Origin of the sequence: Brevibacillus sp. HB1.4B (genome assembly GCF_013284285.1) — a bacterium.
GTDB classification, from domain to species: Bacteria; Bacillota; Bacilli; order Brevibacillales; family Brevibacillaceae; genus Brevibacillus; species Brevibacillus porteri.
Genome location: NZ_JABSUT010000013.1, coordinates 17,481 through 42,553 on the forward strand (window position 1 = coordinate 17,481; position 25,073 = coordinate 42,553).

Below are 25,073 nucleotides of genomic sequence, written 5' to 3' on the forward strand. Positions count from 1 at the left end.
TCATCCACTCCTAAAATGGTTGAATCCCGCTTTGGGTAACGGGAGCTGTTGATCATCGCGCCGAAGCATCAATTCTGGCTCATGCGTTTTTCCTACCACCTCACCGATGACAGTAAACGGTACACCACTAGCGGCAAATTGCTTGCTTACGGCTTCGTAGTGACTTTTCGCAAGCGTTCCGACCAATTGATAATCTTCACCGCCATAAAAAGCCCATTCCAGCGGATCTTTTTCTACGTGCTGTGCATACTCCCGAACTTCGTCATGGATCGGTACTGTTGCAGCATCGACCAAAATCGATACGCCGCTCGCCTCGGCAATCTCCCACAGCTCTGATGCAAGTCCATCACTGACATCATTCAGCGCACTGCATGCCCCAGATTCCAGGAGCAGTCTGCCCGCCTTTATTTGGGCAACGGGACGCTGATGGGCATCCATTAATGTCTCCCAAGGTAAAGAGACGCCTCTTTCAGCAGTCTCGCCTTGCAGGAGAAGATGTAGTCCTGCTGCAGAAGTTCCGACATGCCCTGTAACAAAAACAAGCTGCCCAGGCTTTGCCTGTGAACGACGAATGGCACGCCCTTTTTCTACCTCTCCCAGTACGGTGACACTCAGGTGTAGGGCATCAGGTGCAGAAACGGTATCGCCACCAATGACACGAACTCCATATGCCTGACAAGCCTCGTAAATACCTTCATAGATTTGCTGGCATTCGTCAGGCGTCCATTGCGGACTTACCGCGATACTGACAAGCGCATACCGGGCAACCCCGCCCATCGCTGCAACATCACTCACATTGCTGATAACAGCCTTATATCCGATATCACTAGGATTCATCGTTTTCTTCAAAAAATGAACCGTCTCCACCATCGCATCGCAACAAGCCACGACTTCCATTTCTGGCGCTGGGGAGAAGACAGCGGCATCATCCCCTATCCCGACGGTCAAACCGTTCCCTTCCTGCCCCGCAGAACGACTCGTCCATTGCCGGATCAGGGAAAATTCGTCGTGTGCCACTTCAAACGCTCCTTTTCCTTCGCGGAAAACATTTTTCGTCTGTTCATTATACCCCTGCTGTCCAAAGACGCGCAAGAAAGCCCAACCCCTCTGACTCTTTACGTCACAAGCTCGCGCAACAGCAGCTTTCCTTTGCAGCGTCCGCAACGATAGCGGCTTGGGTTCATCTTTCGTTTGCGTTTGTAGCTCATGCCACATGCCTTGCAAACCAGCTCGTAGCGATAAGGCAGGGTCGTCCGACCGTTTCCTACCTGTTGGCAGTATCGGCTTCCCCCCACTTGACGCAGAAGCAGTTGAAAATCCCGATCAACGTGACGATACCCACGCTTTTCTATGTGCAAATGATAATGGCAAAGTTCATGCTTGATGATCGCAATCAATTCCTCCACACCATGCTCCTGCAAATGCTTCGGATTCAGTTCAATATCATGCGAGCGCAGCAAGTACCTTCCGCCAGTCGTGCGCAATCTGCTGTTAAAGCGGGCCTGATGGCGAAAGGGCTTGGCAAAAAATTCGCTGGATATCTGCTCTACCAGCATTTGCAGTTCCGAATCGGTCATCTCATCTCCTCCGCTTCCTTCCTTTCACCATAGCAGTTCCAGTTGAAAAGTGCCAGACAGATAGGCTACACTGAGTGCAAATAAACGGTAGACAGAATGGTGGAGGAGCTCATGCGCTATTTGTTGTTGCAGTCCAGTGACGGACTACAGTTTGTCTCGTTGCCCGAATCGCATATGTACCAATTAATCGCTCTATTGAAAAGACTTTACAAGGAAATTGACAAATTGACGATCACAGAGCGCCCGGAATTGCCTACTGTTCTGGCAGACTGTGCGGATGTGGAACGGTTAGAGAGCGGGCTTTCGATCGTGGATGGTTTGGAGTACGTCAGTGGTCTGGAGCGCCGCTTTGCTGCCCTACAAGAGACCGAGTATCCACTCATCTCTTTATTGACAGAGATCCGTGCCCTGCAAGCCCAATTGGAGTATTTGCACGAAGAAGAAGAGTAAATGAAAATTCTAGGCACCTCCTGCTCGTCTCGGCGCATACATTGCCTATAGACGAATATCTCCAGGGGGTACTTTCATGCCACAATGGATGCGCAGGCAGTTGCAACGTGCCTTTAATGGGAAGGACGTTCGCCAAATTCGTGTGCTCAACAGTTGCTGGTTCTTATATTTAGAAAAAAATGGCGGCCGCCCTGACTGACAGGAGGCCGCCTTTTAGTTCATGTTCAAAAAGTCGTCTTTTCAGCACCGAGAAAGTGGCGAGAACTTTATCCTTCCGTTGGTGCGATCATGGTCATCCCTACACGCTGACGTTTCTCGTCAATTTCTACTACCCATACATCTACGATATCGCCAACCGTCACCACTTCAAGCGGATGTTTCACAAAGCCCTTCTTCAAACGGGAAATGTGCACGAGTCCGTCGTTTTTCAGACCGATATCCACAAACGCTCCGAAGTCGACCACGTTGCGCACAGTACCTTGCAGCTTCATGCCCACACTTAGATCAGACAGCTGGAGGACATCACTTCGCAAGAGTGGTTTTGGCAGCTCGTCACGCGGGTCGCGACCAGGACGCAAGAGGCTGTCCACAATGTCTTGCAGCGTTGGCTCGCCAATCCCAAGCTTCGCAGCGGTCTCTTTTACATCCAAAGACTGTACGCGTTCCTTGCAGTTCTCACTGCCGATCTCTTGAGCGCTAATGCCCAGCATCGACAATAGCTGGTGGGTCGCATCGTACGATTCCGGGTGGATCGGTGTTTTGTCCAACGGATTCGCTCCCTCCATCACACGGAGAAACCCGATGCACTGCTCGTACGTTTTAGCACCCAAGCGCGGAACAGCCTTCAACTGGGAGCGCTCCGTGAACTTCCCGATCTCGTCCCGTTTTTTCACGATATTCCCCGCTACTTGACGGCTGATCCCTGATACATACTGCAATAGAGAAGGAGAAGCGGTATTCACATCTACTCCGACATGGTTTACCGCAGACTCAACCACAAACTGTAGGCTGTCTGCCAGCCGCGATTGGGAAACATCGTGCTGGTACTGACCAACCCCGACGGACTTCGGATCGATTTTGACCAACTCAGCAAGCGGGTCCTGCAAACGACGCGCGATCGAAGCCGCACTTCGCTCTGCTACATCCAAGTCCGGGAATTCTTCCTTGGCCAGGGGGGAAGCAGAATACACGGATGCACCTGCCTCGTTCACGATGATGTACATTACCTCTCGCTTCAGCTCTTTCAGCAGCGTGGCAATGAACTGTTCTGTCTCGCGCGAAGCAGTACCGTTCCCAATCGCCACAACCGTAACCCCATAGGTTTCGATCAACTGTTTCACTTTCAGTGTAGCTTCTGCCACTTTATTCGCCGGAGGGGTCGGATAAACGACGGCAACCTCCAGCAGTTTGCCAGTTTCGTCTACAACGGCGAGCTTACAGCCTGTCCGAAACGCCGGATCGACCCCAAGGACGACTTTGCCTTTTACAGGCGGTTGAAGCAGCAAATTGCGCAGGTTTTCTGCAAAGATGTGAATAGCACGTTCCTCGGCTGCCTCTGTCAGCTCCGCGCGCACCTCTCGTTCAATAGAAGGAGCAATCAGACGTTTATACGCGTCCTCGACTGTCAATGTCAGCAGATCGCGGGCAACTGTATCACGAGGAAGGGTGCGTTTTTGCATCCAAGCCAAAATCTCTGCGACAGGCGCTTCAATGGAAACCTTCAAAATGCCTTCGTTTTCTCCCCGATTGATGGCCAGCACCCGATGTGGAACGACCTTTTTCAGAGGCTCACTATATGCGTAATACATTTGGTATACATTTTTCTCGTCTGCTTCTTCGGCTTTCTGCTCAGTCAAAAGCAATCCTTTTTGCACGGAGCGTTGACGAACCCACTGGCGAATTTCTGGGTCATCAGACAGAAGTTCCGCCACGATGTCCATTGCTCCTTGCAGAGCTTGCTCAGTCGTCTCTACGCCTTTTTCCGGGTTGATATATGCTTTTGCTTCTTCTTCCGGATTCCCAGTTTTCGGTAAACTCATGAGGTAGTTGGCAAGTGGCTCTAGTCCCTTCTCCTTGGCCATGGTTGCACGCGTGCGGCGTTTTTGGCGGTAAGGGCGGTACAGGTCTTCTACCTCTTGCAGCTTTGTCGCACGCTCAATAGCTGCGCGGAGCTCGTCCGTCAGCTTGCCTTGCTCATCGATGAGCCGAACGACTTCTTCCTTCCGCACTGACAGGTTGCGTAAATAGCGAACGCGTTCCTCAATCGCTCGAATTTGCGTTTCATCTAGCTGCCCCGTCATTTCTTTGCGGTAGCGGGCAATAAAAGGAACCGTGTTTCCTTCATCCAGAAGAGCAACTGTGCGCTCCACCTGGTGAGGTTTGACACCCGTATCTTGGGCGATTGTCTGGATCATCAACGTAAGCTCCATACCTGTCCTCCTGCGCTCATTCTTCGTCGTTTATTGTATCACATTTGCTAACAAGGACTGGAAAAAGGGAAGAAAAAAGAGGAGCCACTTGGCCCCTCTACGTCACGATTTCCAGCTGTTCCACTTTCAATGCTTCTCTCAGCTTGCCCAACGCCCTGCGCTGAAGGCGGGAAATATGCATCTGCGACATCCCCATGATGTCCCCAGCTTGCTTCTGACTCAAATTTTGATAAAAAGTTAATTGAATGATTTCTTTTTCACGGTGATCCAAAATTTGCAGGGCCCGCTCCAGCATCAGATTCTGCTCGACTGCTCCGTACCCTTCTTCCGTCGTCCCCACTAGGTCGAGTAAAGAAATCGTGTTGCCGTCCAGATCCGCTTCGAGCTCGCTGTCCATAGAGAGAGAATGGTAGCTGCGGCCCATCTCCAAGGTTTCCAGAATCGCTTCCTCTGTAACGCCGAGGCTGTTGGCAATGTCCGCAATTTGGGGAGAACGCTGCAGCTTGATCGTGAGCTCGTCGACCACCCGTTTGATCTTCGGGCTCAGTTCCTTTACTCTGCGCGGAACATAGACACTCCATGTCTTGTCCCGAATATAGCGCTTTATCTCTCCCACAATGGTCGGGATCGCAAAGCTCTCAAATGTCCGCTCAAAACTAGGGTCGAACCGACGAAAGGAAGCAAGCAGGCCGATTAATCCGACTTGCACGAGGTCTTCATACATGACTTGTCCGCGAACAAACTTCTTCGCTAACGATTCCACAAGAGGAGTATAGGCCCTCACCAGTTGTTCCTGTATCGCAGGATCTTTTGTTTCACCATACAGGTGGATGAGCTCCTTTAACTCCTCTGGACTATATTTCTGCTTCCGAGATTGTCCAGTCATTGCCAGCCACCCCATCCTGCCGAACATACTTGGTCATGGAGACTACCACCCCTGATTCAGAGCGAGTCTCCACCTCATCCATAAGCGTGTGAATGAGATAGAGCCCGAGGCCGCCCTCATCCAAATCCTCTAGGCTTTTCCCTGCATAAATCGGCGTCAGTTGCTCAGCAATGAGCTCATTTGAAAATCCTACCCCCTGATCGCTTACCTCGATCACAAACCGATCTTCATAAACGTGGCATTGGATATGAATAGAGCCTGGATTCTCTGTTTCCTTGTATGCATGTCTTACTACATTCGTGCATGCTTCTCCGACGGCAAGCTTGATATCCTCAATCTCTTCATAAGAAAAGCCCATACGGTTGGCTATACCGGATACAGTCAGACGCGCTACTCCCAAATACTCCGCCTTGCTTGGCAAAGTCAATTGAATCACGTCTGCCTGAGGTCTATTTGGACCCATTACTCGCTCTCTCCTTTGCGGATGGCAATATGATCGTATAAGCCAGTGATGCGAAATAGCCTTTCCACACGCGGAGACAATTTGTGCACCTCAAATGTACAATTTCGTTGGATGCACTCTTTCATAATCCCGATGAAAATTCCGATTCCGGTACTGTCCATGTATTCTACGGCTTCCAAATCAACCGTAATGTGATTGATATCCGGCTTGGAGACGAGTGACATGAGTGTTTCCTTTACTTTCGGCGCTGTAAAAGCATCAATATCTCCACCAAGGACCACTCGGTGCTCAGTTTCAAGGCTCGTTGTCTTAATTAGCAGGTCCATCTGCGTCTACCCCCCGTACGTTGCTTAGGTTCTTCGAAGTACAATCATGGTGTAATCATCCAGCAGGTCAAATCGGGAGAGCAGAAGCAGTCTATTGTACAGGCCGTTTGCCATCTTTTGGGCAGATTCGCCCACCTCTTTTTGCAAATGGTGTACAAGCTCTTCCCTTTGCAAATAGTATCGGTTATTTTTGCATTCTGTTACACCATCCGTCAGAAGAATCAGAACATCATTTATCTCTAAATGAATCTCCTGAACCTCGTATGCACTGTTTGGGTGTAACCCGAGTACATTCCCTCGACCTTCGAGATCGTAGAACTTCCCTTCGGCCGACCTGTACAAAAATCCTGGCTCGTGTCCTGCCGTCGCGTAGCGGAAACAGTGTTTCTTCGAGTCGTAGCTGCCAAACAGCATCGTCACAAACATGCTCGGATCAATATTTCTTTCCACGATCCGGTTTAAATGGTGCAGCATTTCATCGGGACCCAGCTCCATTTGTCCAAGGCTGTCTATCGCATATTTCACCATCGACATACACATTGCAGCAGGCATTCCTTTTCCGGTAATGTCTGCTATGGCGAGGCCAAAACGCCCTTCACTTTGCTCAATGAAGTCGTAATAGTCGCCCGAGATTTGTTTCGCAGCAATACTCACTACGCCAATCTCCAGTTCTGGATAGACTGGAACCTCACTTGGCAAAAGTGATTGCTGCATCGCTTTCGCCACCGCTATTTCTGATTCCATCTGCTGATGCCTATTGCGCCAGCTGTTTACGGAGCGATGCTCGTTCCCATATTCAATCATGATCTCTGTCAAAATGGAGAAGGAGGAGCGCACAAACTCTGGCACTTCCCCGAGCTGCTCAAGTGCTCGCGCATGCAAATCAATTATTTCTTCTGGCGAAATATCTTGAGAAAGCATCCATTTGCCCAACTGCTGGGCTCCGTAAAGCTGGTCCTCCCCTTGAGCACTCAGGTAATCCCGAAGAATTTTTACATACTCTTCCTGGAAGCTCCGGGTTACCATTTATCTCATTCCTCCTTTGCTTGATCGCTCCACTTCACAACAACGACACGAGTCCCTTCTCCCAGGGTACTGTGGATCTCAAATTCATCCATCATGCGCCTGACACCCGGTAATCCAGCCCCGAGGGCACCCGAAGTCGAATAGCCATCATCTAACGCCTGGCGAATATCAGGAATCCCTGGCCCGCTGTCATTCGCTGTTATTTGCAAGCCGATCACTCCTTCTCGCTCAATCGGCGAAATAGTGATCGTCCCCGTACCCGCATACAAATAAATATTGCGAGCCAACTCAGAGATTGACGTGGCGATGCGGGACTGCGTGATCGTGCCAAAGCCAAACAACTTCGACATATTTCGCCCCACTTGCCGCGCCGTCACGATGTCTGATTCTTGTTCTATATTGATTGTCTCAGGAGAATAGTCTGCCACAACCAAAAAAACCCCTTCCGCCTCGCTTGGTAGGTAGAAATGAGTTTTTTCTCTACCTCGAAAAATAAATCATATTGTGTCACATTTTGTCTTATATTCTCTTTTCGAACAGTTCGCTGTTCACCTATAAAATCCCTGCAAATCTGACAGCAAAAAACCACTTGCTTCACTCAAGTGGCTTTTCCTATCCAATAGTCTGATCTTTTTTCACACGTTAAAAATCGATGAGTCCTAAACTGATTTGCAAGGATTCATTAACCCGATCCATCATCTCGTCATCGAGATGCGTTATTTTATCAGTTAGACGTTGTTTGTCAATGGTTCGTATTTGTTCCAACAGAATGACGGAGTCACGATCAAATCCATAAGTTTTTGCGTCAATTTCCACATGCGTAGGCAGCTTCGCCTTTTGAATCTGCGCTGTAATGGCTGCGACGATGACCGTCGGACTAAATCGATTTCCAATGTCGTTTTGAATGACTAAAACAGGCCGTACGCCTCCTTGCTCAGAGCCAACGACCGGGGACAGGTCCGCGAAAAATACATCGCCACGTTTGACAATCACCAGTCACACCCCGCTAACTAAGCGGACAAGAGTATGGTCAGCCTCTTGTTCAGCGCCAAAAGCCTCCGATGCCATATTCAGATTGATCTTCGCCATCTCCATGTACCCTTTTTGCATGGTCTCACGGATTGTGCGCTTTTTTCGCTCTTTCAAATACAAATGCATCGCTTGACGAATAAACTCGCTGCGATTGGATTTTTCCTTTTGAATAACGCCATCCACTTCCTGAAGCAAGTGTTGTGGCAAGCTGATCATGATGCGTTTCGTGTTTGACTTCGACAAGACAAATCCACCTCCAACCATGACCGTAACTTCCATCCGCTATGCTAGTTCTAGAAAGAACAGCCAATATGAACAATACCATTATGTCGAATCCATTGCAAAAATATACCTACTGTGCGCTTTTTCGGTGAGAAAACGTGAGTGTAAACAATCCAAAGGTGCAGGTGAAGACTTCGTTTACCCAAAAAAGCCAGCTTTTTCGCTTAACTAGTATTCGTGTTCCACGGGAAAATTCCTGCTGATTTCCCTTGCTAGTTATTTACATTTTCACGGGACGAGTGCTTCATTGTCAATGGGTGAAATACGTCCGTTACTTTCTGGTCGCGCAAATAGAGGCGCGGAATTCGGTAATTCAGCATACAAGGAACCTCGTAATTAATTGTTCCCAGCAAATCGGCAATTTCATCCAAGGAGATTTCCTCGTCCCCCTGCTTGCCATACAAGACGACCTCATCATTGACCGCTGCTTCTGTCGAATTCAGGCTGACCATGATTTGGTCCATACAAACTCTGCCTGCAATCGGGTAGCGCGATCCATTGTACAACACCTCACCACGATTGGACAAAAGGCGAGAATAGCCATCTGCGTATCCGATCGGCAGCGTTGCAATCCATTCGTCAGGCTTTGCTGCATACGTAGCACCATAGCTGACCGTGAATGGCTCATCTGCCTTCTTTACGTGGGCAATTCTGGTCTTGAGCGCCAGGGCAGGGGCAAGAATGACATCCGCACGTTCTTTCATGTACAAAGAAGGATACAATCCGTATAAACCTATGCCTAAACGAATCGTATCATACCCCCAATCGGGAAATGCGATTGCCGCCGCCGTATTGCAGCAATGGACGGACGGCAATGTTTTATTTGCTTCACGCAGCGCTTGCAAAAAGGATTGAAACAAGTCGTGTTGTCGTCGCACATGGGTTGTATCTGGTTCATCCGCGCAGGCAAAATGCGTAAAAATACCTGTCCACTTCAGCTTAGAGCATTCTTCAAGGGCATCTACAACCGCAAGTAAATCTTCCTTTGTCCGAACGCCCAAACGTCCCATGCCCGTATCGGTCTTTACATGAATCCCGATAGGCTTGTGATCATTTTTCTGAAGAATGTCGTTCGCTTCCGTGATCCATTCGACGCTGTAAGCGGTTAACTCCACTTCCAGCTCGCTTGCAGTGACAATGGATTCGACAGGTGTGTATCCCAACACTAAAATCGGCGCTGTGATCCCTGCCCTCCGCAAAATAAGCGCTTCATCGAGCAATGCGACTGCAAGTGAATCTGCACCGCTCGCCAACGCTTCTTTGCCAACATGGACAGCGCCATGACCATACCCGTCTGCTTTCACAACAGCCATAATACCCGTTTTTTCTGGCAAATGGCGTTTGAATGTCTCGAGGTTCGCCCGGATGGCATCCAAATCAACCTCTACCCAAGTGTCACGACAAAACGATTTCATTCCTATCTCCTCTTGTTCCCTTTTTTATAGTAAAACAAGCGTTCATTTAAATGACTGAGAAATTGCCTGGAAACCATCAGTGATTCCTTTTTGCCGCCTACACGATAAAAATGACGGCCTTCATAAATTTGCTCGACTTCAGACAGCGGGTAGCTCTTTTCCTGTCCTGACATGGATATAATCAGGTGGGTCTTGGTCAGCTTGTACACCGGACGAAATACCGATTTGTACAGAAACGGAGACAATCCAACAACAGCAATGGCAATGGCGAAAACAAGCACCTTGAATCTCGTGTCATTGGTCGGGAAAAATTGAGCGAGAATCATCATCCCCAGCACAAACATGACAGTCTCGTTAATGCGCATTTTCCAGCTTTTTCGCAGGAGCATGTCTTTGTAGGTCGATGCTTCCTCGTACAAAACTTCGTTAGACGGTTTCTTCATGTAAAGCATGCCACCTCATTCAATAAGTTACTCTGAATGTATCGTGTTTTCCCGCTGTGTGTCAATTCGCGGATTGTCCTTTCACCTCATTCGCACGTTGGTTTTTATGTACAAATCGACCCTCATCGACCAATCCCGAGAAAATAGAAAAGCAGATGGGATTAGCTCCCACCTGCTGACTTTTCTACATTGTTTTCTCCTGGTCTTTTCCCTCTTTTTCATGTCTTGGGAAAACGACTTTTTCAAAGCTGCCATCCACCATCTTTTGCACCATCGCTGTCAATTCCTCGCTGCGTTTGTCTGCCTGCTCCTGTGTGAGCTTGCCTGCCTTTACTTCTTCATTTAGCTTGGCTTCGCGCTGACCTACCAAGAGCTCGATGACGTCATCCACTTCTACGCCCTGCTCCTTAGCGATGGTTGCCAACGATTTCCCTGCTTTTTGCTCTTCCTTCAGTTTATCTGCATCCAGCTTGAGGAGGGACAGCAGTTCTTCATTATTTTTCTCGAAGCCCATTCCTTTACCCGGTCCACGTCCTTGATGCGTGTTTTGCACCATTTCTTTTACTCGCTCGCTCGCATTTTCATTCATCTTGTCAGCTTGTTCCTGTGTCAGCTTCCCGGCGGTTACCGCCTCTTTCAGATTGGCCTTTTGTTGTTTGACCAAAAGCGCTACCAGATCATCCACGGATACACCTTGCGCTTCTGCGATGGTAGCCAGCGATTTCCCTGCTTTTTGCTCTTCCTTCAGTTTGTCTGCATCCAACTTGAGGAGGGACAGCAGTTCTTCATTATTTTTCTCGAAGCCCATTCCTTTACCTGGTCCACGTCCTGGATGCGTATTTTGCACCATTTCTTTTACTCGCTCGCTCGCATTTTCATTCATCTTGTCAGCTTGCTCCTGCGTGAGCTTGCCTGCCGCTACCGCCTCTTTCAGCTTGGTTTCCTGTTGTTTTACCAACAAATCCACCAGATCATCCACAGATACGCCTTGAGCCTCTGCGATAGCAGCCAGCGATTTGTCCGCTTTCAGTTGTTCTTGGAATTTAGCTGCATCCAGTTTCAAAAGGGACAGCAGTTCTTCGTTTTTCTCGAAGCCACCGATGAAGCCACCTTTGCCGAAGCCTTTATCCGGTTTCGTGTTTTCTACCTGTTCTTTTACGCGATCGCTCAGTTTTTCAGTCTGCTTATCTGCCTGCTCCTGCTTCAGCTTGCCTGCTGCTACCGCTTCCTTCAGTTTGGCCTCTTGCTGTTCAACCAGAAGTGCTACGACATCGGCAGTGTCGACTCCTTGGGCTTGTGCAATCGCTGCGAGTGTTTTCCCTGCCGCAAGCTCTTCTTTCAGCTTGTCAGCATCCAGCTTCAACAGCGAGAGCAGCTCTGTATTTTCTTTGAAGTTTTCTTTGAAGTTTTCTTTGTAGCCCACTCCACTGTGGTGGCCCATCTTGCCTGTTTTGAATTTTACTTCTGCCGGTTTATTTAATGAGGTTGGTTTTGCTGAATCGGCTGCCATTGCTCCGCCTATGCTACCCAGACTCAGAACCACTGCCATCGTTCCCATCAACATTCCCATTTTCGCTTTGCTAAACATATACACTCAACCCTTTCGTCTTTTCTCGTGAAGTGTGCTGCCTCTTTGGTACAAGACCAAGTGTACATGGGTATTTTTAGATTCCCGTTTGAGAAAAAAGGAAAACTTGAGGGAAAATCGTAAAAAACTATGATTCAACATAGTGGAGGAAAAGAAAAAGCACAGTTCTCTTCGACTCTGACACGCCAGCGTGGGGGATTGACTGTCCGTCTCCACTGCAAAAAGAGGACCGTCGAGCCAAAGCCACCCTACGGGCGGACGTTTCTCAAGGAAGAAGTGTTCGACAAGCGTGGTCCCCTTTTTGGAGTTCCGACTGGGGGAGGCTTTGTCAAGGTCTGCGAGCCCTGTGCTTTTTCTTTTCGCCAGCTTTTTGGATTCATCGCTCTCTTTAAAACTTAGGAAGATCATCCTTTGAGTATCAACAGGGGAGATTTTCTCAAATAGTAGAACAAAGTCACTTGGGAAGAAGTGCATTTCCAGTCCAAGCGCCTCTGGAGCGGACAGTCTAACCCCTTGCAGGGCGTAGGCCGAAGCGTAGACTGGAAATGCGCTTCTTCCCCTCCGCTACAGCCACTTTCCAAAGAAAAAACAAAAGAGGACGGCATTCACCGTCCCCTCTCCCACACTTTTATTTTGCGCTGAGACCATATGTCGACTGTGCGACATTCACCATTTCTTCCTCAGGAAGATCCCCCGCGATTGTATACTCGATGCCGTCGAGCTCCCACGTCAGCAGTCGCTGATTTTCACCTGTCTGCGCAAGCACACCCACCGTAAAGCCGAGGTTCACAGGCATACCTTGCTCATACGACACAGATGCTGCTGTCGGGCGTCCTTCGATTACCTTGTAATTGTAGGCCCCTTTGTAGGTCAAGATGACTTTCCTCTCCCCATCACGGGTAACTGGCTCAATATCTCCTTGCTTAACCCCTTCTGGCATATACGTAGGGACGATGACACCGAATTGGCTGTTCGGCTGTTTCATGACCTGTCCATTTGTTTTCGCCATTGTTGGGATCGTTGTCAACGAGCTCGTTGTCATGTTGCGCTCTTTGTCAAAGGCGTCTTTGTCAAACATAGGGTTGAACGAAAAATCAGTGAAATCAATCCGTACGAGCGGATTCATGCTAGCATCCATAATTTCGGCGTGCGTCGGTTTGAAATCTTCTGTCAGCCAAATTTTTTGCTTGGTCAAAGAACGATTGCCGCTGTAGTTCGCTTTCACTTCGAATACATACTGTTTTTCTTCCATCTTCATTTGGCGCTCAGTGTCATCGATAATGCTCTTGGCCAGTGTTTCGTATAGATACAACGGTCCGTTGTTCTCAGGCCAGCCACTTTGGAAGCGGAAGCTCTTGTTCAGATGCGGGGTCAGTACAAAGACTCCTTCATTGTTTCGCAAGATGATTTGTGTAATGCCACGCTGCTTCGAGGTGAGAGCTACCCGATAGTTGGTTGGCTTTTCATACCAGACCTGAACATCGTACTCCATGGGGGTAGAGCCTGTCTGCATGGTCAAAACAGCCTGAGACTTGTACCCAGACATTTTTCCCAGCGTACCGTTCAGGTCGCTCACCACATCTTCTGGTGTTTTCTGACCGAAACAACCGCCAAGGAACAGGGTGAAAACCAACAATAACACCAGTGGTAAAGCTACCCGTTTCATTCAATGAACTCCTCCTTGTCAATATTTTCGACAAAGAAGGGCATCCCTGTCTATTTCCTGGGAAATCTGTCAGTCTCTCGCCCATGCAGCGCACATCGTGTCAATGGTTGCAAATGGATACGAAGTTGGCGATATATCGCTTGGATCGGCTACAGACTTAGCCTTCCTGTGTAAGAGCAGGTAGTCCCTCCTGATCTACGCGATATAAATGTATGTCCATCCTCGTCCCAATATGCAGACAAGTTTATCGAGGTTGTTCAAAACATCTATCGTTGTTCTACAATGACTTGCGCAATCGCATGCGTTTGGCTATGCGAAATGCTCACATGAATATGGACGAGAGCGGGGTCCAGATCGAGTTTGCTGTACACCTCGTGCTTTATGGTCATGATCGGCTTGCCCGAATCATTCGGGAGGATTTCCATATCCAAAAAGCTGAGTACGGCTCCAATGCCTGTGCCAAGAGCTTTTGCTCCCGCTTCCTTGGCAGCAAATCTGCCTGCAACCATTTCCGCCTGTCTCGTCTCTGTCTTTCCATGCAGGAGCTGTTGTTCATCTGTGGTCAAAAAGCGTTTGATTGCACTCTCTTGTCTTTTTATCAAAGTAGCGATGCGCTCTATTTCCACTATGTCTACGCCTGTTCCAATGATCATGAGCAATTGCCTCCTAGTGGGCGGATTTACGAATCACAGTATCATCCACTTCCACGCTTTTGCAAGTGCAAGGATAGAAACCACATTCCACGCATAAACTTTCCGTAAAAATAAGAAAACCCCCGCAAATTGCGAGGGCCTTTTTCCGCTGGCTCCTACTCAGTAGCTTGGCCAGAAGATTGTTGTGCAGCCGATTGTTGGTTTTGACGGCGAACCTCCGCAACATTTGTCTCACTTGCGAACTCAGTCGCAGCGCCTTGGGAAGCAGCGCGTTGTGCGGATTGTTGGTTCTGACCACGAACCTCTGCTGCGTTTGTTTCACTTGCGAATTCAGTCGCAGTGTTTGCTGCTTGGCTAGCTTGGTTCGCTTTGCCCATACCCGCTTGTTTGTTTTGTTTAGGCATCGTTACTTTCACCTCCTCGACGTCACTGAATATAATTTGTACAGCCCCCTATGTGCGTATCCATCCTTATTTTCCCAAATTGTGCTGTTGTTGACTTGCTTTGTCGCGAACGATCATTCATATTGGAAAGAGCAAGGCTTCTACTCTGCTTTTGAAAGGAGCAATTCTGTATGGCTCACAAGGTTATTATCTATACCCAAGTCACTTGTGGTCCTTGTCAGGAAGAAAAAATGTGGCTGACTTCAAACAACATTGCTTTCGAAGACAGAGACATCCGAAAAAACGAGGCTTATTTCCAGGAAGCTATTCAATTAGGCGCCAGCATGACACCTGTAACCTACATTGAAAAGGAAAACGGCGAGCAAATGGTCATCCATGGATTTGACAAGGAAGAACTAAAAAAAGCGTTGGATCTCAATTGATCCAACGCTTTTTACGACTGATCAGCCAAATGAAGGTTCATTTGCAACTGATTTTTGTTTGACGATTGGCGACATATCCGGCAAGTTAGACAAAATTTGCTTAACTTCAGGACCGCATTCTGTATTAACGGAGTAATATACCCACGGTCCCTTCCGACGCTCTTTGACCAAACCATGAGTTTTGAGCTTAGCCAAGTGCTGAGAAACAGAAGGCTGGGAAGTTTGCAAAATTTCCACGAGATCACGGACACATAAGGACTGTACTTGCAGGAGAGCCATGATCGTCAAGCGCGTCTTGTCACCAAGTAGCTTATAAGTCTCTGACAAAAACAGAACCTGCATCAAATCCATTTCCATAAGGATACCCACCTTTGCCTTACATATCTGTTTATCAGTATACTATATGGCTTATATGATGGGGAAGATAGGAACGCAAAAGTTATGTGAACCCTGCTTATACCTCTTGCTTTTTCATCGCCTCAATGATCTTGTCTGCAGTGCGCGCAGCCAGCGCCATGACTGTATTTGTCGGGTTGCTGCCACTCGAGGTAACGAACGTAGAAGCACCCGTTATGAAAAGATTGGGTATGTCATGTGACTGCCCATATTCATTCACAACAGAGGTTTCCCTGTCATTCCCCATTCGGCATCCCCCCATGAGATGAGCGGTATCCGATACCACATGCTCTGGCTGCCCACCCATCGCCTCTATAATCCTGTTCATTTGCCCAATAGCATGCTTGTACAGTTGTTTGTCGTTCTCCTGATAACTAAACGTTACCGTAGGGATCGGCATTCCGTATTCATCTTTTTCCCCAGAGAGCGTCACTCTGTTATCGGGATGAGGCAACACTTCCCCGACCAAGGTGATCCGCGCATACATATTGTAATCCAGCATGGTTTCTCGAAGCTGTTTTCCCCATAAATACGAGCCGTCTTCCCTCTCGGCAGCAATAGCAGCCGCCATCCCGACTGGACGTGCCCCGTGTGCACTCAATGTATATCCGCGGGCAAATCCTCGTTCCCGTTCCGTCTCATAAAAATGCTGGGTCAAAGCAAGGACAGGTGTCCCTTTATACAATCGCACTTCCTCCGGGAGTCGTCCGTATACATCATGACTGGAGTGAGGCATAATAGCTTTTCCTACCCATCCACTCGAATTCGCCAACCCTTGCGGAAACTGAGCATTCGCCGAACTGAGTAGCAATCTGGGAGTCTCCACCACAAACCCGGCCAAAATGACCACACGAGCCATTTGCCTGTGCGTCAAACCATTATGGTTGAACAACACGCCACTGACCCGGTCTCCAGCCATCAAAATTTCCGTCACCATGCAGTCGGACAGCACCTCTGCCCCCTCCGCTATCGCTTTGGGGATATGATGAATCAGCCCGCTGTATTTGGCATTCGGCATGCACCCTTGATTGCAAAAGCCACGATTAATACAGGGAGGACGTCCATCAAAGGGGGCCGATAAAATCGCCAGAGGGGCGACCACACTCTCGATCCCCAGCTTCTCGCACCCTTCCCGGAACAGTTGGGCATTGGCACTGATTGGCTCCCGAACGGGGTACGGATACGGGCCTTGAAAGGAACCCCACGGAAAATGATTGGGACCTGAGACCGCAATCTCCCGTTCAATCTTGTCGTAATATGGAGCAAGGTCCTGATACGTAATCGGCCAGTCTTCCCCTACGCCGTCTACGGTCTTCGTCTTAAAATCACTCTCGTGGAAACGCAGGAACACCCCCGTAAAATGCACGGTGCCTCCCCCAATTCCCCGTCCGGAGTTGTTATGTCCCAAACGCAGTGGATCATTGCCTGCTACCAGCCTTGTTTCCTGCCAGGCCAATCTCCGCATCGACAGCTCATCACTGGCAAAATCATGTTGAGGGTCCCAAAACGGCCCTGCTTCCAGTACGACTACACGCAACCCGGCCTTTGCCAGCTCATAAGCCAGTACGCCTCCTGCCGCTCCAGCACCTACGATGCATACATCTGCGTCATCGGCGTATTTTCTTTGATCCACAGGAGTGGGGCGATGAGTAATCGTACGATGGTCATGACTCGTCATTTGCTTTTGCCTCCCATGGGTCCGTCAATCCTTTTTCCACCCGTACATAGCCGCGCGGATAAGCGGGTCCGCCGTAGCCGATGTCCGACCAAACCAACGGATGTGAATAGTACGCACTAACTGTGTCATGCAGCAACCGCTTGAAAAAATCTGCGGGAGCCATGTCTGTCCACGCCTCCTGGTTTTGGATACCCCCATTCGCGACGTGCTGAAGAACGGCTTCCTGCTGGTCTAGCTTCAACGCAACAAAATCTGTTCCATAAGCAGCATGACTCTCCGCATCAATCCCTTTCAAGCCCGAGCGATAGAGCTCTTTTTGGGGTGGAACTCCGACCTTTCGTTGCGACTCGCCAATATTACTAGCCGTCGTATTATCCAGATGCTCGACCACAAAGGTCAGCACCTCCAAACGGTGATCATGGACCAATACGCCTACAACTGTTTGTAAGAGCAAGGATTCAGGCTTCGTAAAAAATTGATTGGCAATCGCGGGCATTCGTCTGGCCCCTACTACTTTCCTTGTGTGAGCATCCCACTCTGTATGCTGGTCCCAAACATCATAGGATGGGTAACGTCCAGGCTTCTCCATGTCCTCTCACCCCTTCGAAAACGATTTTTACCAAAACAGCGCAAGAAGCCCTAATGCTGACATTGCGGTGATCAGTAATGGAAGAATCACAGGAGGACCAACGAGAAAATTTTGACCTTGCGAATAACCTCCCACACGCTGCCCAACCCCTACCGTATGCAAATAGGCCCCGTACAAACCACCAGCCATGCCGACCACCATCATCAAAGCAAACACCCAACGCAGCCAACCCGCATTCACAAACGATAAAACAATAGCAGTAACCGCAAATACAGGGAGCTCAAGCACGGGAATCCACATTGCCCAATGTCGGAAGTTTTGTCTGGAGTGAAAAAGCGTGACCTGAACCGCAATCAGGGCAAACGCCAATCCAGCAAAAAGTATCAGTACGCGTTCGATCGGCCAGCCATGCCACATGGAAACATCCTCCTTTTTACGTACGTTGCGCCTATTTTTTCCGTCTGTGCCAGGTCCTATTCTGCCTCTTGATTTTTGAAAAAACATTTTGAGATCCGATTATCTAACCATTATGAAAATAACTTTATAACTTCGCGCTATTTCATCCTGAACGTAAAACGTAAGTCTAACGCCTCGAAGTACAATTCATTAATCCATTGTCTCAACAAACTGATTACTGAGAATACGCTCTTTTGTTTTTCATTCTTTCAAACATTTATTACTTCCAACAAAACACGTTTCTGTCTCAAGACTGTTAACAAAACGGGTTGAGGACGATAATCCCCAACCCGTTTGCCATCGCTTATAATCATTCAGTCTGTATTTAAAGTCCTCCACCGAAAAAGAGGTGTTCTGTAGAATTTAGATCCTACTTTTATATTCTTGCTTAATCATGGTATTGTTTCTTTTTCACTGCAAATGTTCTTTTTATTAACTCTAGTTTACTAGCGTTGCATAAAAACACACGCACAAAAATAAACTGACTTTTCTGGATGATGTTTTGTTTTCAAAAAGCTAAGAACGGAATAACAACCTAAAGATAGTTCTGTCCATTTGGTAATTTTATACCTTTACTATTCGAATAGATTTTCTCCAACACAAGAAAACAACAATAGGCGATCAGAGCGACAAACACCTGATTCAAAACGGCTTTTTCCCTTTCCCGTAAAACGAGGTAGTCCTCACTTGTTGTTTCAGCCATTAAAAAAGATTTCAATGGCCCACCGGCTGCGGTACATGTCGCCAATCTCTTCTGCCGATAGATCCCACCGATTTGCGATTAACACGAGGGGATTTCCTTCTGAATCTGTGGTTTCGACGAGGCGAAGAAGATAGCGCATTCGCTTTTGCATTGTCCTCACTTCCACGAAACTATCTCTAGTAATCGCACTTTTTCAGGTATAGATCGGTCAAACAAATATTGAATCGATGCGTTCTTCTTCGTTCTATCGACAAAAAAACACATTGTTTGTAATACTCATCAAATTTCGCATAATCCAAAAATCACCTGTCAAATACATACGTAATGTCAGACTGACCAGCTCATCGAGTTGTGTTCGATCATGGGAACGAGCGGTTGTCAACTGTAACGTTTCTGGATAGACATCTTCCGGAGTTACAAAATCCAGCCGGAAGTATAGCTCCACCCCTGCTTTTGTCTCGCGAAAGGTTGCCCATTTATATGTTTCTACACACAACGGAATCCTCGTAGAGTTAATGATCCGAAAATCTCGCTTCCATTTTGAAGGCATTGAGCATAAGCGAATACGCTGAACCAACTCCATAAAGACATACTGGAGCAGTTGCGTGTTCATTTGTTGATGCTTTCGTGAAAGTTGCGAAGTACTGATGGATGTAAATCCTAATTCTAGTTGAAATTTCGTCTTTAACGCATCGTCTGCGATTGCACGCAACCCTTCTCGTTGTTGCAGTTGAGCATGGAGAAATAACAGGAGATAGGATGGAGTGGTTAGCTTTTTCACATACTTGCTATTTTGACTGCATTAATACAACTCTAGTGAAAAACATCAGAAAACCAATACATTATAAAAATTGTGCTAAGTAACCTATAAATAAAGCGCCAGGGTATAGCATAGCCAGAGCTAAAATCGTTCCAAACAGTCTACTTATAGACAGATAAACCATTATTGACTTTACAGTGTCAAAAGGCATTTTCTTATTTATCCCTCTATCAATTACAATTGCTGAATATGGATCAACTAAAAATAAGAGCAAAAATGCACTAACAGCATTTACAGCTGGTGAAAGACTTGTAGCACGTGCCATATATTCTGGGTTTAGCCAAGCAGAATAATACGCAGATATTGAACCTACAGTGAAAAGAGAGTACAGTATCGCATTCATTACCAGAATATGTTTAGAAATTCCCTTGACACTAATCCTTCTCCACATTTCCAATGTCGGACGTCTCCAGCATTTAAATAACTCATATATTCCTTTTTTAGATAGGAAAATAGATTTAAATACCTTTATTGCCGTTTGGCTAGCATCCATTTTGTTAATACCAAGTCTGTAGAAATTAACAACAGTAGGCATCATAAAAATGGCAGCTCCTGTACCGAGTGCTGCTCCCATAACAACGAATATTAAAACAAAGAATGGATCAAAACTATTCGTTATGGCACGATCGATAATCCCCCCAATTGGGGCAATATATAACAGTGTTGTAGTCCTTGACCCAAATGTCAACATGGAATATAAAGAGTTTGCAATAGCAAGTTTTCCTGTAGCGATACCACTTAATCTTGCAGCGTAAGCAGTAGTATCAAAAAAATTAGTTATTGCAATCATTATTAATATAAATATGACTTTCCCAAACTCAATTTGTCCGTTGAGTATACTTTGCATCCAAGTCATCTCAGATAAAAACCCCTATCTATACCCCTAGTAACGATAGAATTTATTTTAGCATTCTTTCATTAGAAACTACATTAGTGAGTTTAACTTGCTTTATGAGAGATTGCCTTTATGACAGCCATTAATTGCTCAAAGTTATCGACGCCATTTGCGTATAAAATATATCCCTTCTCATCAACCATAATCATTGTTGGAACAGTTCTAATATAATACTGTTTTACAATGTTTTCTGAACGAATTAATGATATTTGATCAGGAATGTTGTATTCCTTTTGTTTACTATAGTTACTTACTATAACAAAAATTTTCAGATATGGATTTATTAAAGTGATATCCGAAAGATAGGGAATTAAATCCTTGCAGGTTTCGCATGTTTCACTTATGAACAATAGCACAGATTTTTTACCGAAATTATCTGCTAGTTTTACTAAATTCCCAGTCTGATCTTTCTCACGAAATAACGGGGCTCTATCACCGACAATTAAGGATGTATCCTCAATAGTCTTCCCACTAAGCCGAAACCGATTTAAGAAATCAACAAGTAGTTTCGAAAAGAATAGAATTATTACTAATTGAATTAGCACAATAATCCATACTACCTTTCCCTCTTTGTTCCTCTAAAAGCCCCGTCTCTCCATGAGTTGTATATGTATTACGCCAACGTTTTAAGCAATATTTGGGTTTCTCATGCCCAATGACATCTACGTCAAAACCTGCGCGAAGAAAGATCTCCATAGGTGTTTGTCCGCTTAGGTATGCTTGAACAGCAGCTAGTTTTAATGCTGGAGCATACGTAATACTTTTATCCGTTACATGTTGGACATTTGGATTCGACTCGAATTGCTTCATCTCATGTTCCGAAAAAATCTTTGAACAACCTCTTTTTTTGCCCATTAATTTTTTCCCCACTCTTTTCTAATTAGGTTGATTAAAACACAAATGACCCACAAGATGGTCACTTTTTTCAAAGTGTCCATCCTATGGGTCACAGTTCACTATTAACCAGCAGGCTTTTCATTCCCTATGAAAAATAAACCAATGTCAGATATAATCCAAGCAAGGTTACCGTCAATGTCGGTACGGTCAAAATAACCCCCGTCCGAAAGTACTGTCCCCACGTAATTGTCACGTCTTTACGTCCCAAAACATGCAACCAGAGTAAGGTCGCCAGTGATCCAATCGGGGTCATTTTCGGCCCCAAATCGCTCCCGATCACATTCGCGTAGATCATGGCTTCCCGCAACAATCCGTCTGCCTGTGTCCCGGCAATCGCGAGTGCGTTGAACATCACTGTCGGAAGGTTGTTCATGACAGAGGAAAGAACAGCAGCGAGAAAGCCCGTCCCCAAGGTCGTTGCCAATAAACCATGCGCCATGAACCAATCCAAGGTGTCCTTGACTAAGTCAGTCAATCTCGCGTTGTGCAGCCCCCACACCACGACATACATGCCAATCGAAAAAATAACGACTACCCACGGCGCTTCTTTCATAATCCGCCGCATGGCGATCGCTTCACTTTTTCTTGCAGCTAGGCAAAAAATGATGGCTGCCCCCGCAATAATGATAGAAACGGGCGTATGGATGGACTCGCTTATAAAAAAACCAATCAACAAGACTGCAAGAATCGGCCACGCCAAGCGAAACATTCTGTGGTCGCGAATCGCTTCCTCCGGATTTTTCAGATGGGAAAGATCAATCTGCGCCGGGATGCTTTTGCGAAAATAAAGGTACAAAACCAGCAGACTTCCACCAATCGAAAACAAAGTCGGAATGATCATTTTGGCCGCATACGCAGCAAAGCCAATATCAAAATAGTCAGCTGAAACAATATTCACCAGATTGCTAATCACAAAGGGCAAAGAACTCGTATCAGCAATGAATCCGCTCGCCATGACAAATGCCAAAACCGTTTTCCCATCCAGCTTTAGTGCCCGCACCTGTGCCAACACAATCGGTGTCAGGATCAAGGCTGCCCCATCATTCGTAAACAAGGCAGATACGAGTGAACCAAGCAGGATGACATAAACGAACATAAGCCGCCCATTTCCTTTGGCAAAACGAGCCATATGGAGCGCAGCCCATTCAAAAAAACCGATTTCGTCCAATACAAGTGAAATGATGATAATTCCGATTAAGGCGAGCGTTGCATTCCAGACAATCGAGGTGACCTCAGCGACATCCGCTATTGTGACTACCCCGATCACCAAAGCCAACAGTGCTCCTCCGACAGCCGGATAGCCAATCGACAGCCCCCGCGGTTGCCAGATGACCAATGTCAACGTGATCAGAAAAAGAAAAAATGAAATCCAAACCACTGCATGTATCTCCTTTCCAAAAACCAAAAAGAACGGACCTCGAAAAGTCCGCTCTCCTACCATACTACAAATTAAAATGATCCGAAACGTCCGGTAATGGAATCCTTTAAAGTAAAATGTGGCCACCTTCTACATGAAGAACAGTGCCGGTTACAAAACTATTTTGGAGCAGGTATAGTACGCTTTGTGCGACGTCTTGCGCTTGTCCAACTCGTTTCACAGGGAGCTTGTCTGCCAATGTTGCATAGAAATTATTGCGCACGTCTTCCGGCATTTTACTGCGTGATGGCGTATCAATAATGCCAGGTGAAACGATATTTACTCGGATTGGTGCCAGTTCCAAGGCGAGGGTTTGCCCCAGATTCGAAACCGCCGCATTGACTGCACCAAGCGCAGACGAACCAATCATCGCTTTGTAGGCGACGACTCCGGAGAATAAGGTGATGGAACCGTTTGTTGAAATCTTTGGCGCTCCGTACTTCGCCGCGTAGTATTGGCCCCAGAATTTGTTATCGAACAACTTCCGCGCTTGGGCTGAATCCGTTTGAAGGAATGAACCGCCAGATGTTTCAGCCGCACTGACGACCAGATGATCAAACGTGCCTACTTTTTCAAAAAAGGCCTGAACTTGCTGCTCATCGGTGGTATCCAGCGTATACGCCGAGGCTTTGGAACCCAGACTCTCTTTTGCCTTCTGCAATTTATCCTCGGAGCGGCTGGCAATGATCACTTCAGCTCCTAGTGCTATTGCCTGTTTGGCTGTCTCCAAACCAATTCCAGAGCTTCCACCGATGATGACTATCTTTTGATTGTGCAACATGATAGGATCTCTCCCCTTTCCTTTGAGATTTTCATTTAGAAACTCAATACTTGTTTGAGATGCGCCTCGAGTTCGGATACAAATCGATCGATCTGCGGGTTTTTGATGACGTCATAGCAAGCAAAGCTCTTTACAGGTTGCATGCCCAAAAATTCCTGTACGCGGTGCAAATGGCTGATTGCATCTTCCAAGCTTTCCCCTTTAAAAAATTGGGTTGGATCGTTAAATGCTTTTTCTGGAGCATTCCAAGTCGTCGAGAGCATATATTTTTTGTCGGTTAATAAACCGCCTCTTCCGTATTGATTCGCACCCTTGAAAAACAATCCGTACGCAAATACTTCATCCATATATGTTTTCAGTAACCCAGGGACACTGAACCAGTAGATGGGGGTTTGATAAATGACCATGTCTGCCCAAAGAAATTTCTCGTGCTCTTCTTCGATTTTGTATCCATTTTCAATAATAGTAGTTCGCACATGGTTCTCTTTCTCGAGCAGACTCACCATATGATCCATCAACGTTTGGTTCAGTTTCCCCTCTGATGAGCCATATTTTTGGTGACCATTGATGATTAGGATTTTTTTCATTTTTTACATCTCCTTTACGACGCCAATTTGTTGCATAAAGGTTAAATTGTCTTCCAGGTGCCAGTCTTCCACAAGCTTCCCATCCTTGATACGCAAAACATCGATCGCCATAAATTGAATGGGTTTCCCGGTCAAAGGTTTTCCCATAAACTCGCCTTTGCTCGTACCCGTAAAGGAAAGACGAGCTGTCACCTTGTCCCCTACTACCAATAAATCCTCAATTTTGCATTGCAAGTCGGGAACTGCTTTACGGAAGTTGCGAGAAGCGAATAACAGGCCATCGGGACCTTGAGGTCTTCCTTTCGGCAACGTGTTATCCATGAAACTTGGAGAAACGGTTTGTGCAATGAGATCCTCGTTCCCCGTGTTCCAGAATCCGTAGAAACGTTGAGCGGCCTGTACCATTTCGGTAGCTTCTGTTGCGTTCAATGAGGAATCAATCGTCATTGAAACGGGTTGAGGAAGATCCTTCAATAGTTGAACGTCTGTCTTGACGGACAACTCAGCAGTTTGATTCTCATAAGCTGACGTTTTCGAATCATTCGCGCATGCTGTTGCGAACAGCATCGTCCCGAAGATGACAGCAATACCAGCTATCGAACTCATTTTTTTGGTGCGTGGAATCATGTTGTTCGGATCAACTCCTTATTTAGAGTGGAAGTATCGGTTCACATTGATATTGTAAATAGACTAACTTCACTTATGGAAGTAGTGATATTTAATTCATATAGTTTCCGAAAAGATAGTATTGCGCTATACTAGGCCAAAGAATCCTAAAAAATATTTTGGAGG

The 25,073-nt window shown here is 46.8% G+C and carries 33 protein-coding genes; 4 read left to right on the top strand and 29 right to left on the bottom strand.

The window, feature by feature from the left end:
• Together thiL and HP398_RS25960 are read right to left on the bottom strand one after the other, a co-directional pair.
• Positions 1 to 1,017 (bottom strand): thiamine-phosphate kinase, encoded by a 1,017-nt coding sequence (thiL, locus tag HP398_RS25955; RefSeq protein ID WP_017246606.1) that lies wholly within the window; start codon positions 1,015 to 1,017, stop codon positions 1 to 3.
• A gap of 98 nt (positions 1,018 to 1,115) precedes the next feature.
• The gene (locus HP398_RS25960) at positions 1,116 to 1,577 is read right to left on the bottom strand and encodes a SprT family protein (RefSeq protein WP_017246607.1); all 462 of its coding nucleotides are present in this window, start codon (positions 1,575 to 1,577) and stop codon (positions 1,116 to 1,118) included.
• Positions 1,578 to 1,688: 111 nt separating this feature from the next.
• Between HP398_RS25960 and HP398_RS25965 the strand changes: the two genes are divergently transcribed.
• Both HP398_RS25965 and cmpA read left to right on the top strand, forming a co-directional pair.
• Positions 1,689 to 2,027 (top strand): hypothetical protein, encoded by a 339-nt coding sequence (locus tag HP398_RS25965; protein ID WP_017246608.1) that lies wholly within the window; start codon positions 1,689 to 1,691, stop codon positions 2,025 to 2,027.
• A gap of 76 nt (positions 2,028 to 2,103) precedes the next feature.
• Positions 2,104 to 2,226, top strand: a complete 123-nt coding sequence (gene cmpA / locus HP398_RS25970; RefSeq protein WP_012684250.1) for a cortex morphogenetic protein CmpA — start codon at positions 2,104 to 2,106, stop codon at positions 2,224 to 2,226.
• A 67-nt stretch (positions 2,227 to 2,293) separates the two neighbouring features.
• On the opposite strand, the gene HP398_RS25975 is transcribed toward cmpA, so the two are convergent.
• The 11 genes from HP398_RS25975 to HP398_RS26025 form a co-directional block, all read right to left on the bottom strand.
• Positions 2,294 to 4,456 (bottom strand): Tex family protein, encoded by a 2,163-nt coding sequence (locus HP398_RS25975; protein ID WP_173624077.1) that lies wholly within the window; start codon positions 4,454 to 4,456, stop codon positions 2,294 to 2,296.
• A gap of 97 nt (positions 4,457 to 4,553) precedes the next feature.
• Positions 4,554 to 5,342 (bottom strand): RNA polymerase sigma factor SigB, encoded by a 789-nt coding sequence (sigB, locus tag HP398_RS25980; RefSeq protein WP_017246610.1) that lies wholly within the window; start codon positions 5,340 to 5,342, stop codon positions 4,554 to 4,556.
• Positions 5,311 to 5,805 carry an anti-sigma B factor RsbW gene (gene rsbW / locus HP398_RS25985; RefSeq protein WP_017246611.1) on the bottom strand — a complete coding sequence of 165 codons (495 nt, stop codon included), beginning with the start codon at positions 5,803 to 5,805 and terminating at the stop codon, positions 5,311 to 5,313. Before rsbW ends, sigB begins: the two co-directional genes overlap by 32 nt.
• Entirely contained in the window at positions 5,805 to 6,131 is a 327-nt protein-coding gene (locus tag HP398_RS25990; RefSeq protein WP_017246612.1) for an anti-sigma factor antagonist, read from the bottom strand. The genes rsbW and HP398_RS25990 overlap by 1 nt, the downstream gene beginning before the upstream one ends.
• A 24-nt stretch (positions 6,132 to 6,155) precedes the next feature.
• Positions 6,156 to 7,157 carry a PP2C family protein-serine/threonine phosphatase gene (locus HP398_RS25995; protein ID WP_017246613.1) on the bottom strand — a complete coding sequence of 334 codons (1,002 nt, stop codon included), beginning with the start codon at positions 7,155 to 7,157 and terminating at the stop codon, positions 6,156 to 6,158.
• A gap of 5 nt (positions 7,158 to 7,162) precedes the next feature.
• Positions 7,163 to 7,591, bottom strand: a complete 429-nt coding sequence (locus HP398_RS26000) for an anti-sigma regulatory factor (protein WP_007721070.1) — start codon at positions 7,589 to 7,591, stop codon at positions 7,163 to 7,165.
• A gap of 208 nt (positions 7,592 to 7,799) precedes the next feature.
• Positions 7,800 to 8,150: a type II toxin-antitoxin system PemK/MazF family toxin gene (locus HP398_RS26005; RefSeq protein WP_005830205.1), complete on the bottom strand. Its 351-nt coding sequence runs from the start codon at positions 8,148 to 8,150 to the stop codon at positions 7,800 to 7,802.
• 3 nt (positions 8,151 to 8,153) lie between these two features.
• A complete protein-coding gene (locus HP398_RS26010; RefSeq protein WP_016740787.1) occupies positions 8,154 to 8,453 on the bottom strand; it encodes a CopG family ribbon-helix-helix protein in 300 nt (99 codons plus the stop codon).
• A gap of 230 nt (positions 8,454 to 8,683) precedes the next feature.
• Positions 8,684 to 9,886, bottom strand: coding sequence for an alanine racemase (gene alr / locus HP398_RS26015; protein ID WP_100169645.1), 1,203 nt, complete (start codon positions 9,884 to 9,886; stop codon positions 8,684 to 8,686).
• A gap of 2 nt (positions 9,887 to 9,888) precedes the next feature.
• Positions 9,889 to 10,329: a hypothetical protein gene (locus HP398_RS26020; RefSeq protein WP_017247295.1), complete on the bottom strand. Its 441-nt coding sequence runs from the start codon at positions 10,327 to 10,329 to the stop codon at positions 9,889 to 9,891.
• Positions 10,330 to 10,513: 184 nt separating this feature from the next.
• Positions 10,514 to 11,917 (bottom strand): coiled-coil domain-containing protein, encoded by a 1,404-nt coding sequence (locus HP398_RS26025; protein WP_173624078.1) that lies wholly within the window; start codon positions 11,915 to 11,917, stop codon positions 10,514 to 10,516.
• Between the two features lie 129 nt (positions 11,918 to 12,046).
• On the opposite strand from HP398_RS26025, the gene HP398_RS26030 reads away from it, so the two are divergent.
• On the top strand, positions 12,047 to 12,316 hold the full coding sequence (locus HP398_RS26030) for a hypothetical protein (RefSeq protein WP_254476381.1): 270 nt from the start codon (positions 12,047 to 12,049) through the stop codon (positions 12,314 to 12,316).
• A gap of 229 nt (positions 12,317 to 12,545) precedes the next feature.
• On the opposite strand, the gene HP398_RS26035 is transcribed toward HP398_RS26030, so the two are convergent.
• The 3 genes from HP398_RS26035 to HP398_RS26045 form a co-directional block, all read right to left on the bottom strand.
• Positions 12,546 to 13,583 (bottom strand): outer membrane lipoprotein-sorting protein, encoded by a 1,038-nt coding sequence (locus HP398_RS26035; RefSeq protein WP_100169644.1) that lies wholly within the window; start codon positions 13,581 to 13,583, stop codon positions 12,546 to 12,548.
• 266 nt (positions 13,584 to 13,849) lie between these two features.
• Positions 13,850 to 14,236, bottom strand: coding sequence for a holo-ACP synthase (gene acpS, locus HP398_RS26040; RefSeq protein ID WP_100169643.1), 387 nt, complete (start codon positions 14,234 to 14,236; stop codon positions 13,850 to 13,852).
• Between the two features lie 155 nt (positions 14,237 to 14,391).
• Complete coding sequence (locus HP398_RS26045) at positions 14,392 to 14,640, bottom strand: gamma-type small acid-soluble spore protein (RefSeq protein ID WP_017247291.1); 249 nt, start codon at positions 14,638 to 14,640, stop codon at positions 14,392 to 14,394.
• Between the two features lie 170 nt (positions 14,641 to 14,810).
• On the opposite strand from HP398_RS26045, the gene HP398_RS26050 reads away from it, so the two are divergent.
• Positions 14,811 to 15,062, top strand: a complete 252-nt coding sequence (locus tag HP398_RS26050) for a glutaredoxin family protein (RefSeq protein ID WP_017247290.1) — start codon at positions 14,811 to 14,813, stop codon at positions 15,060 to 15,062.
• A 21-nt stretch (positions 15,063 to 15,083) separates the two neighbouring features.
• Here HP398_RS26050 and HP398_RS26055 read toward each other — a convergent pair whose 3' ends face one another.
• The 13 genes from HP398_RS26055 to HP398_RS26115 all read right to left on the bottom strand — a co-directional run bounded on the left by HP398_RS26055 (position 15,084) and on the right by HP398_RS26115 (position 24,908).
• Positions 15,084 to 15,419: an ArsR/SmtB family transcription factor gene (locus HP398_RS26055; protein ID WP_017247289.1), complete on the bottom strand. Its 336-nt coding sequence runs from the start codon at positions 15,417 to 15,419 to the stop codon at positions 15,084 to 15,086.
• A gap of 97 nt (positions 15,420 to 15,516) precedes the next feature.
• Entirely contained in the window at positions 15,517 to 17,136 is a 1,620-nt protein-coding gene (locus HP398_RS26060; RefSeq protein ID WP_173624079.1) for a GMC family oxidoreductase, read from the bottom strand.
• Positions 17,123 to 17,725 carry a gluconate 2-dehydrogenase subunit 3 family protein gene (locus HP398_RS26065; RefSeq protein ID WP_017247287.1) on the bottom strand — a complete coding sequence of 201 codons (603 nt, stop codon included), beginning with the start codon at positions 17,723 to 17,725 and terminating at the stop codon, positions 17,123 to 17,125. Before HP398_RS26065 ends, HP398_RS26060 begins: the two co-directional genes overlap by 14 nt.
• 27 nt (positions 17,726 to 17,752) lie before the next feature.
• Positions 17,753 to 18,142, bottom strand: coding sequence for a hypothetical protein (locus HP398_RS26070; protein ID WP_106835605.1), 390 nt, complete (start codon positions 18,140 to 18,142; stop codon positions 17,753 to 17,755).
• A gap of 734 nt (positions 18,143 to 18,876) precedes the next feature.
• Entirely contained in the window at positions 18,877 to 19,050 is a 174-nt protein-coding gene (locus HP398_RS26075) for a hypothetical protein (protein WP_173624080.1), read from the bottom strand.
• Between the two features lie 78 nt (positions 19,051 to 19,128).
• A complete protein-coding gene (locus HP398_RS26080; protein WP_173624081.1) occupies positions 19,129 to 19,665 on the bottom strand; it encodes a hypothetical protein in 537 nt (178 codons plus the stop codon).
• A gap of 61 nt (positions 19,666 to 19,726) precedes the next feature.
• Positions 19,727 to 20,560 (bottom strand): lipid II flippase family protein, encoded by an 834-nt coding sequence (locus tag HP398_RS26085; RefSeq protein WP_173624082.1) that lies wholly within the window; start codon positions 20,558 to 20,560, stop codon positions 19,727 to 19,729.
• Between the two features lie 83 nt (positions 20,561 to 20,643).
• Entirely contained in the window at positions 20,644 to 21,144 is a 501-nt protein-coding gene (locus HP398_RS26090) for a TlpA family protein disulfide reductase (RefSeq protein WP_173624083.1), read from the bottom strand.
• Positions 21,095 to 21,409, bottom strand: coding sequence for a hypothetical protein (locus HP398_RS26095; protein WP_173624084.1), 315 nt, complete (start codon positions 21,407 to 21,409; stop codon positions 21,095 to 21,097). Before HP398_RS26095 ends, HP398_RS26090 begins: the two co-directional genes overlap by 50 nt.
• Before the next feature lie 172 nt (positions 21,410 to 21,581).
• Positions 21,582 to 22,874, bottom strand: coding sequence for an arsenic transporter (locus HP398_RS26100; protein ID WP_173624085.1), 1,293 nt, complete (start codon positions 22,872 to 22,874; stop codon positions 21,582 to 21,584).
• A 106-nt stretch (positions 22,875 to 22,980) separates the two neighbouring features.
• On the bottom strand, positions 22,981 to 23,694 hold the full coding sequence (locus HP398_RS26105; RefSeq protein ID WP_017247284.1) for an SDR family oxidoreductase: 714 nt from the start codon (positions 23,692 to 23,694) through the stop codon (positions 22,981 to 22,983).
• A 35-nt stretch (positions 23,695 to 23,729) separates the two neighbouring features.
• Positions 23,730 to 24,281: an NAD(P)H-dependent oxidoreductase gene (locus tag HP398_RS26110; protein WP_173624086.1), complete on the bottom strand. Its 552-nt coding sequence runs from the start codon at positions 24,279 to 24,281 to the stop codon at positions 23,730 to 23,732.
• 3 nt (positions 24,282 to 24,284) lie between these two features.
• Positions 24,285 to 24,908, bottom strand: a complete 624-nt coding sequence (locus HP398_RS26115) for an ester cyclase (protein ID WP_173624087.1) — start codon at positions 24,906 to 24,908, stop codon at positions 24,285 to 24,287.
• Positions 24,909 to 25,073 lie beyond the last annotated feature (165 nt).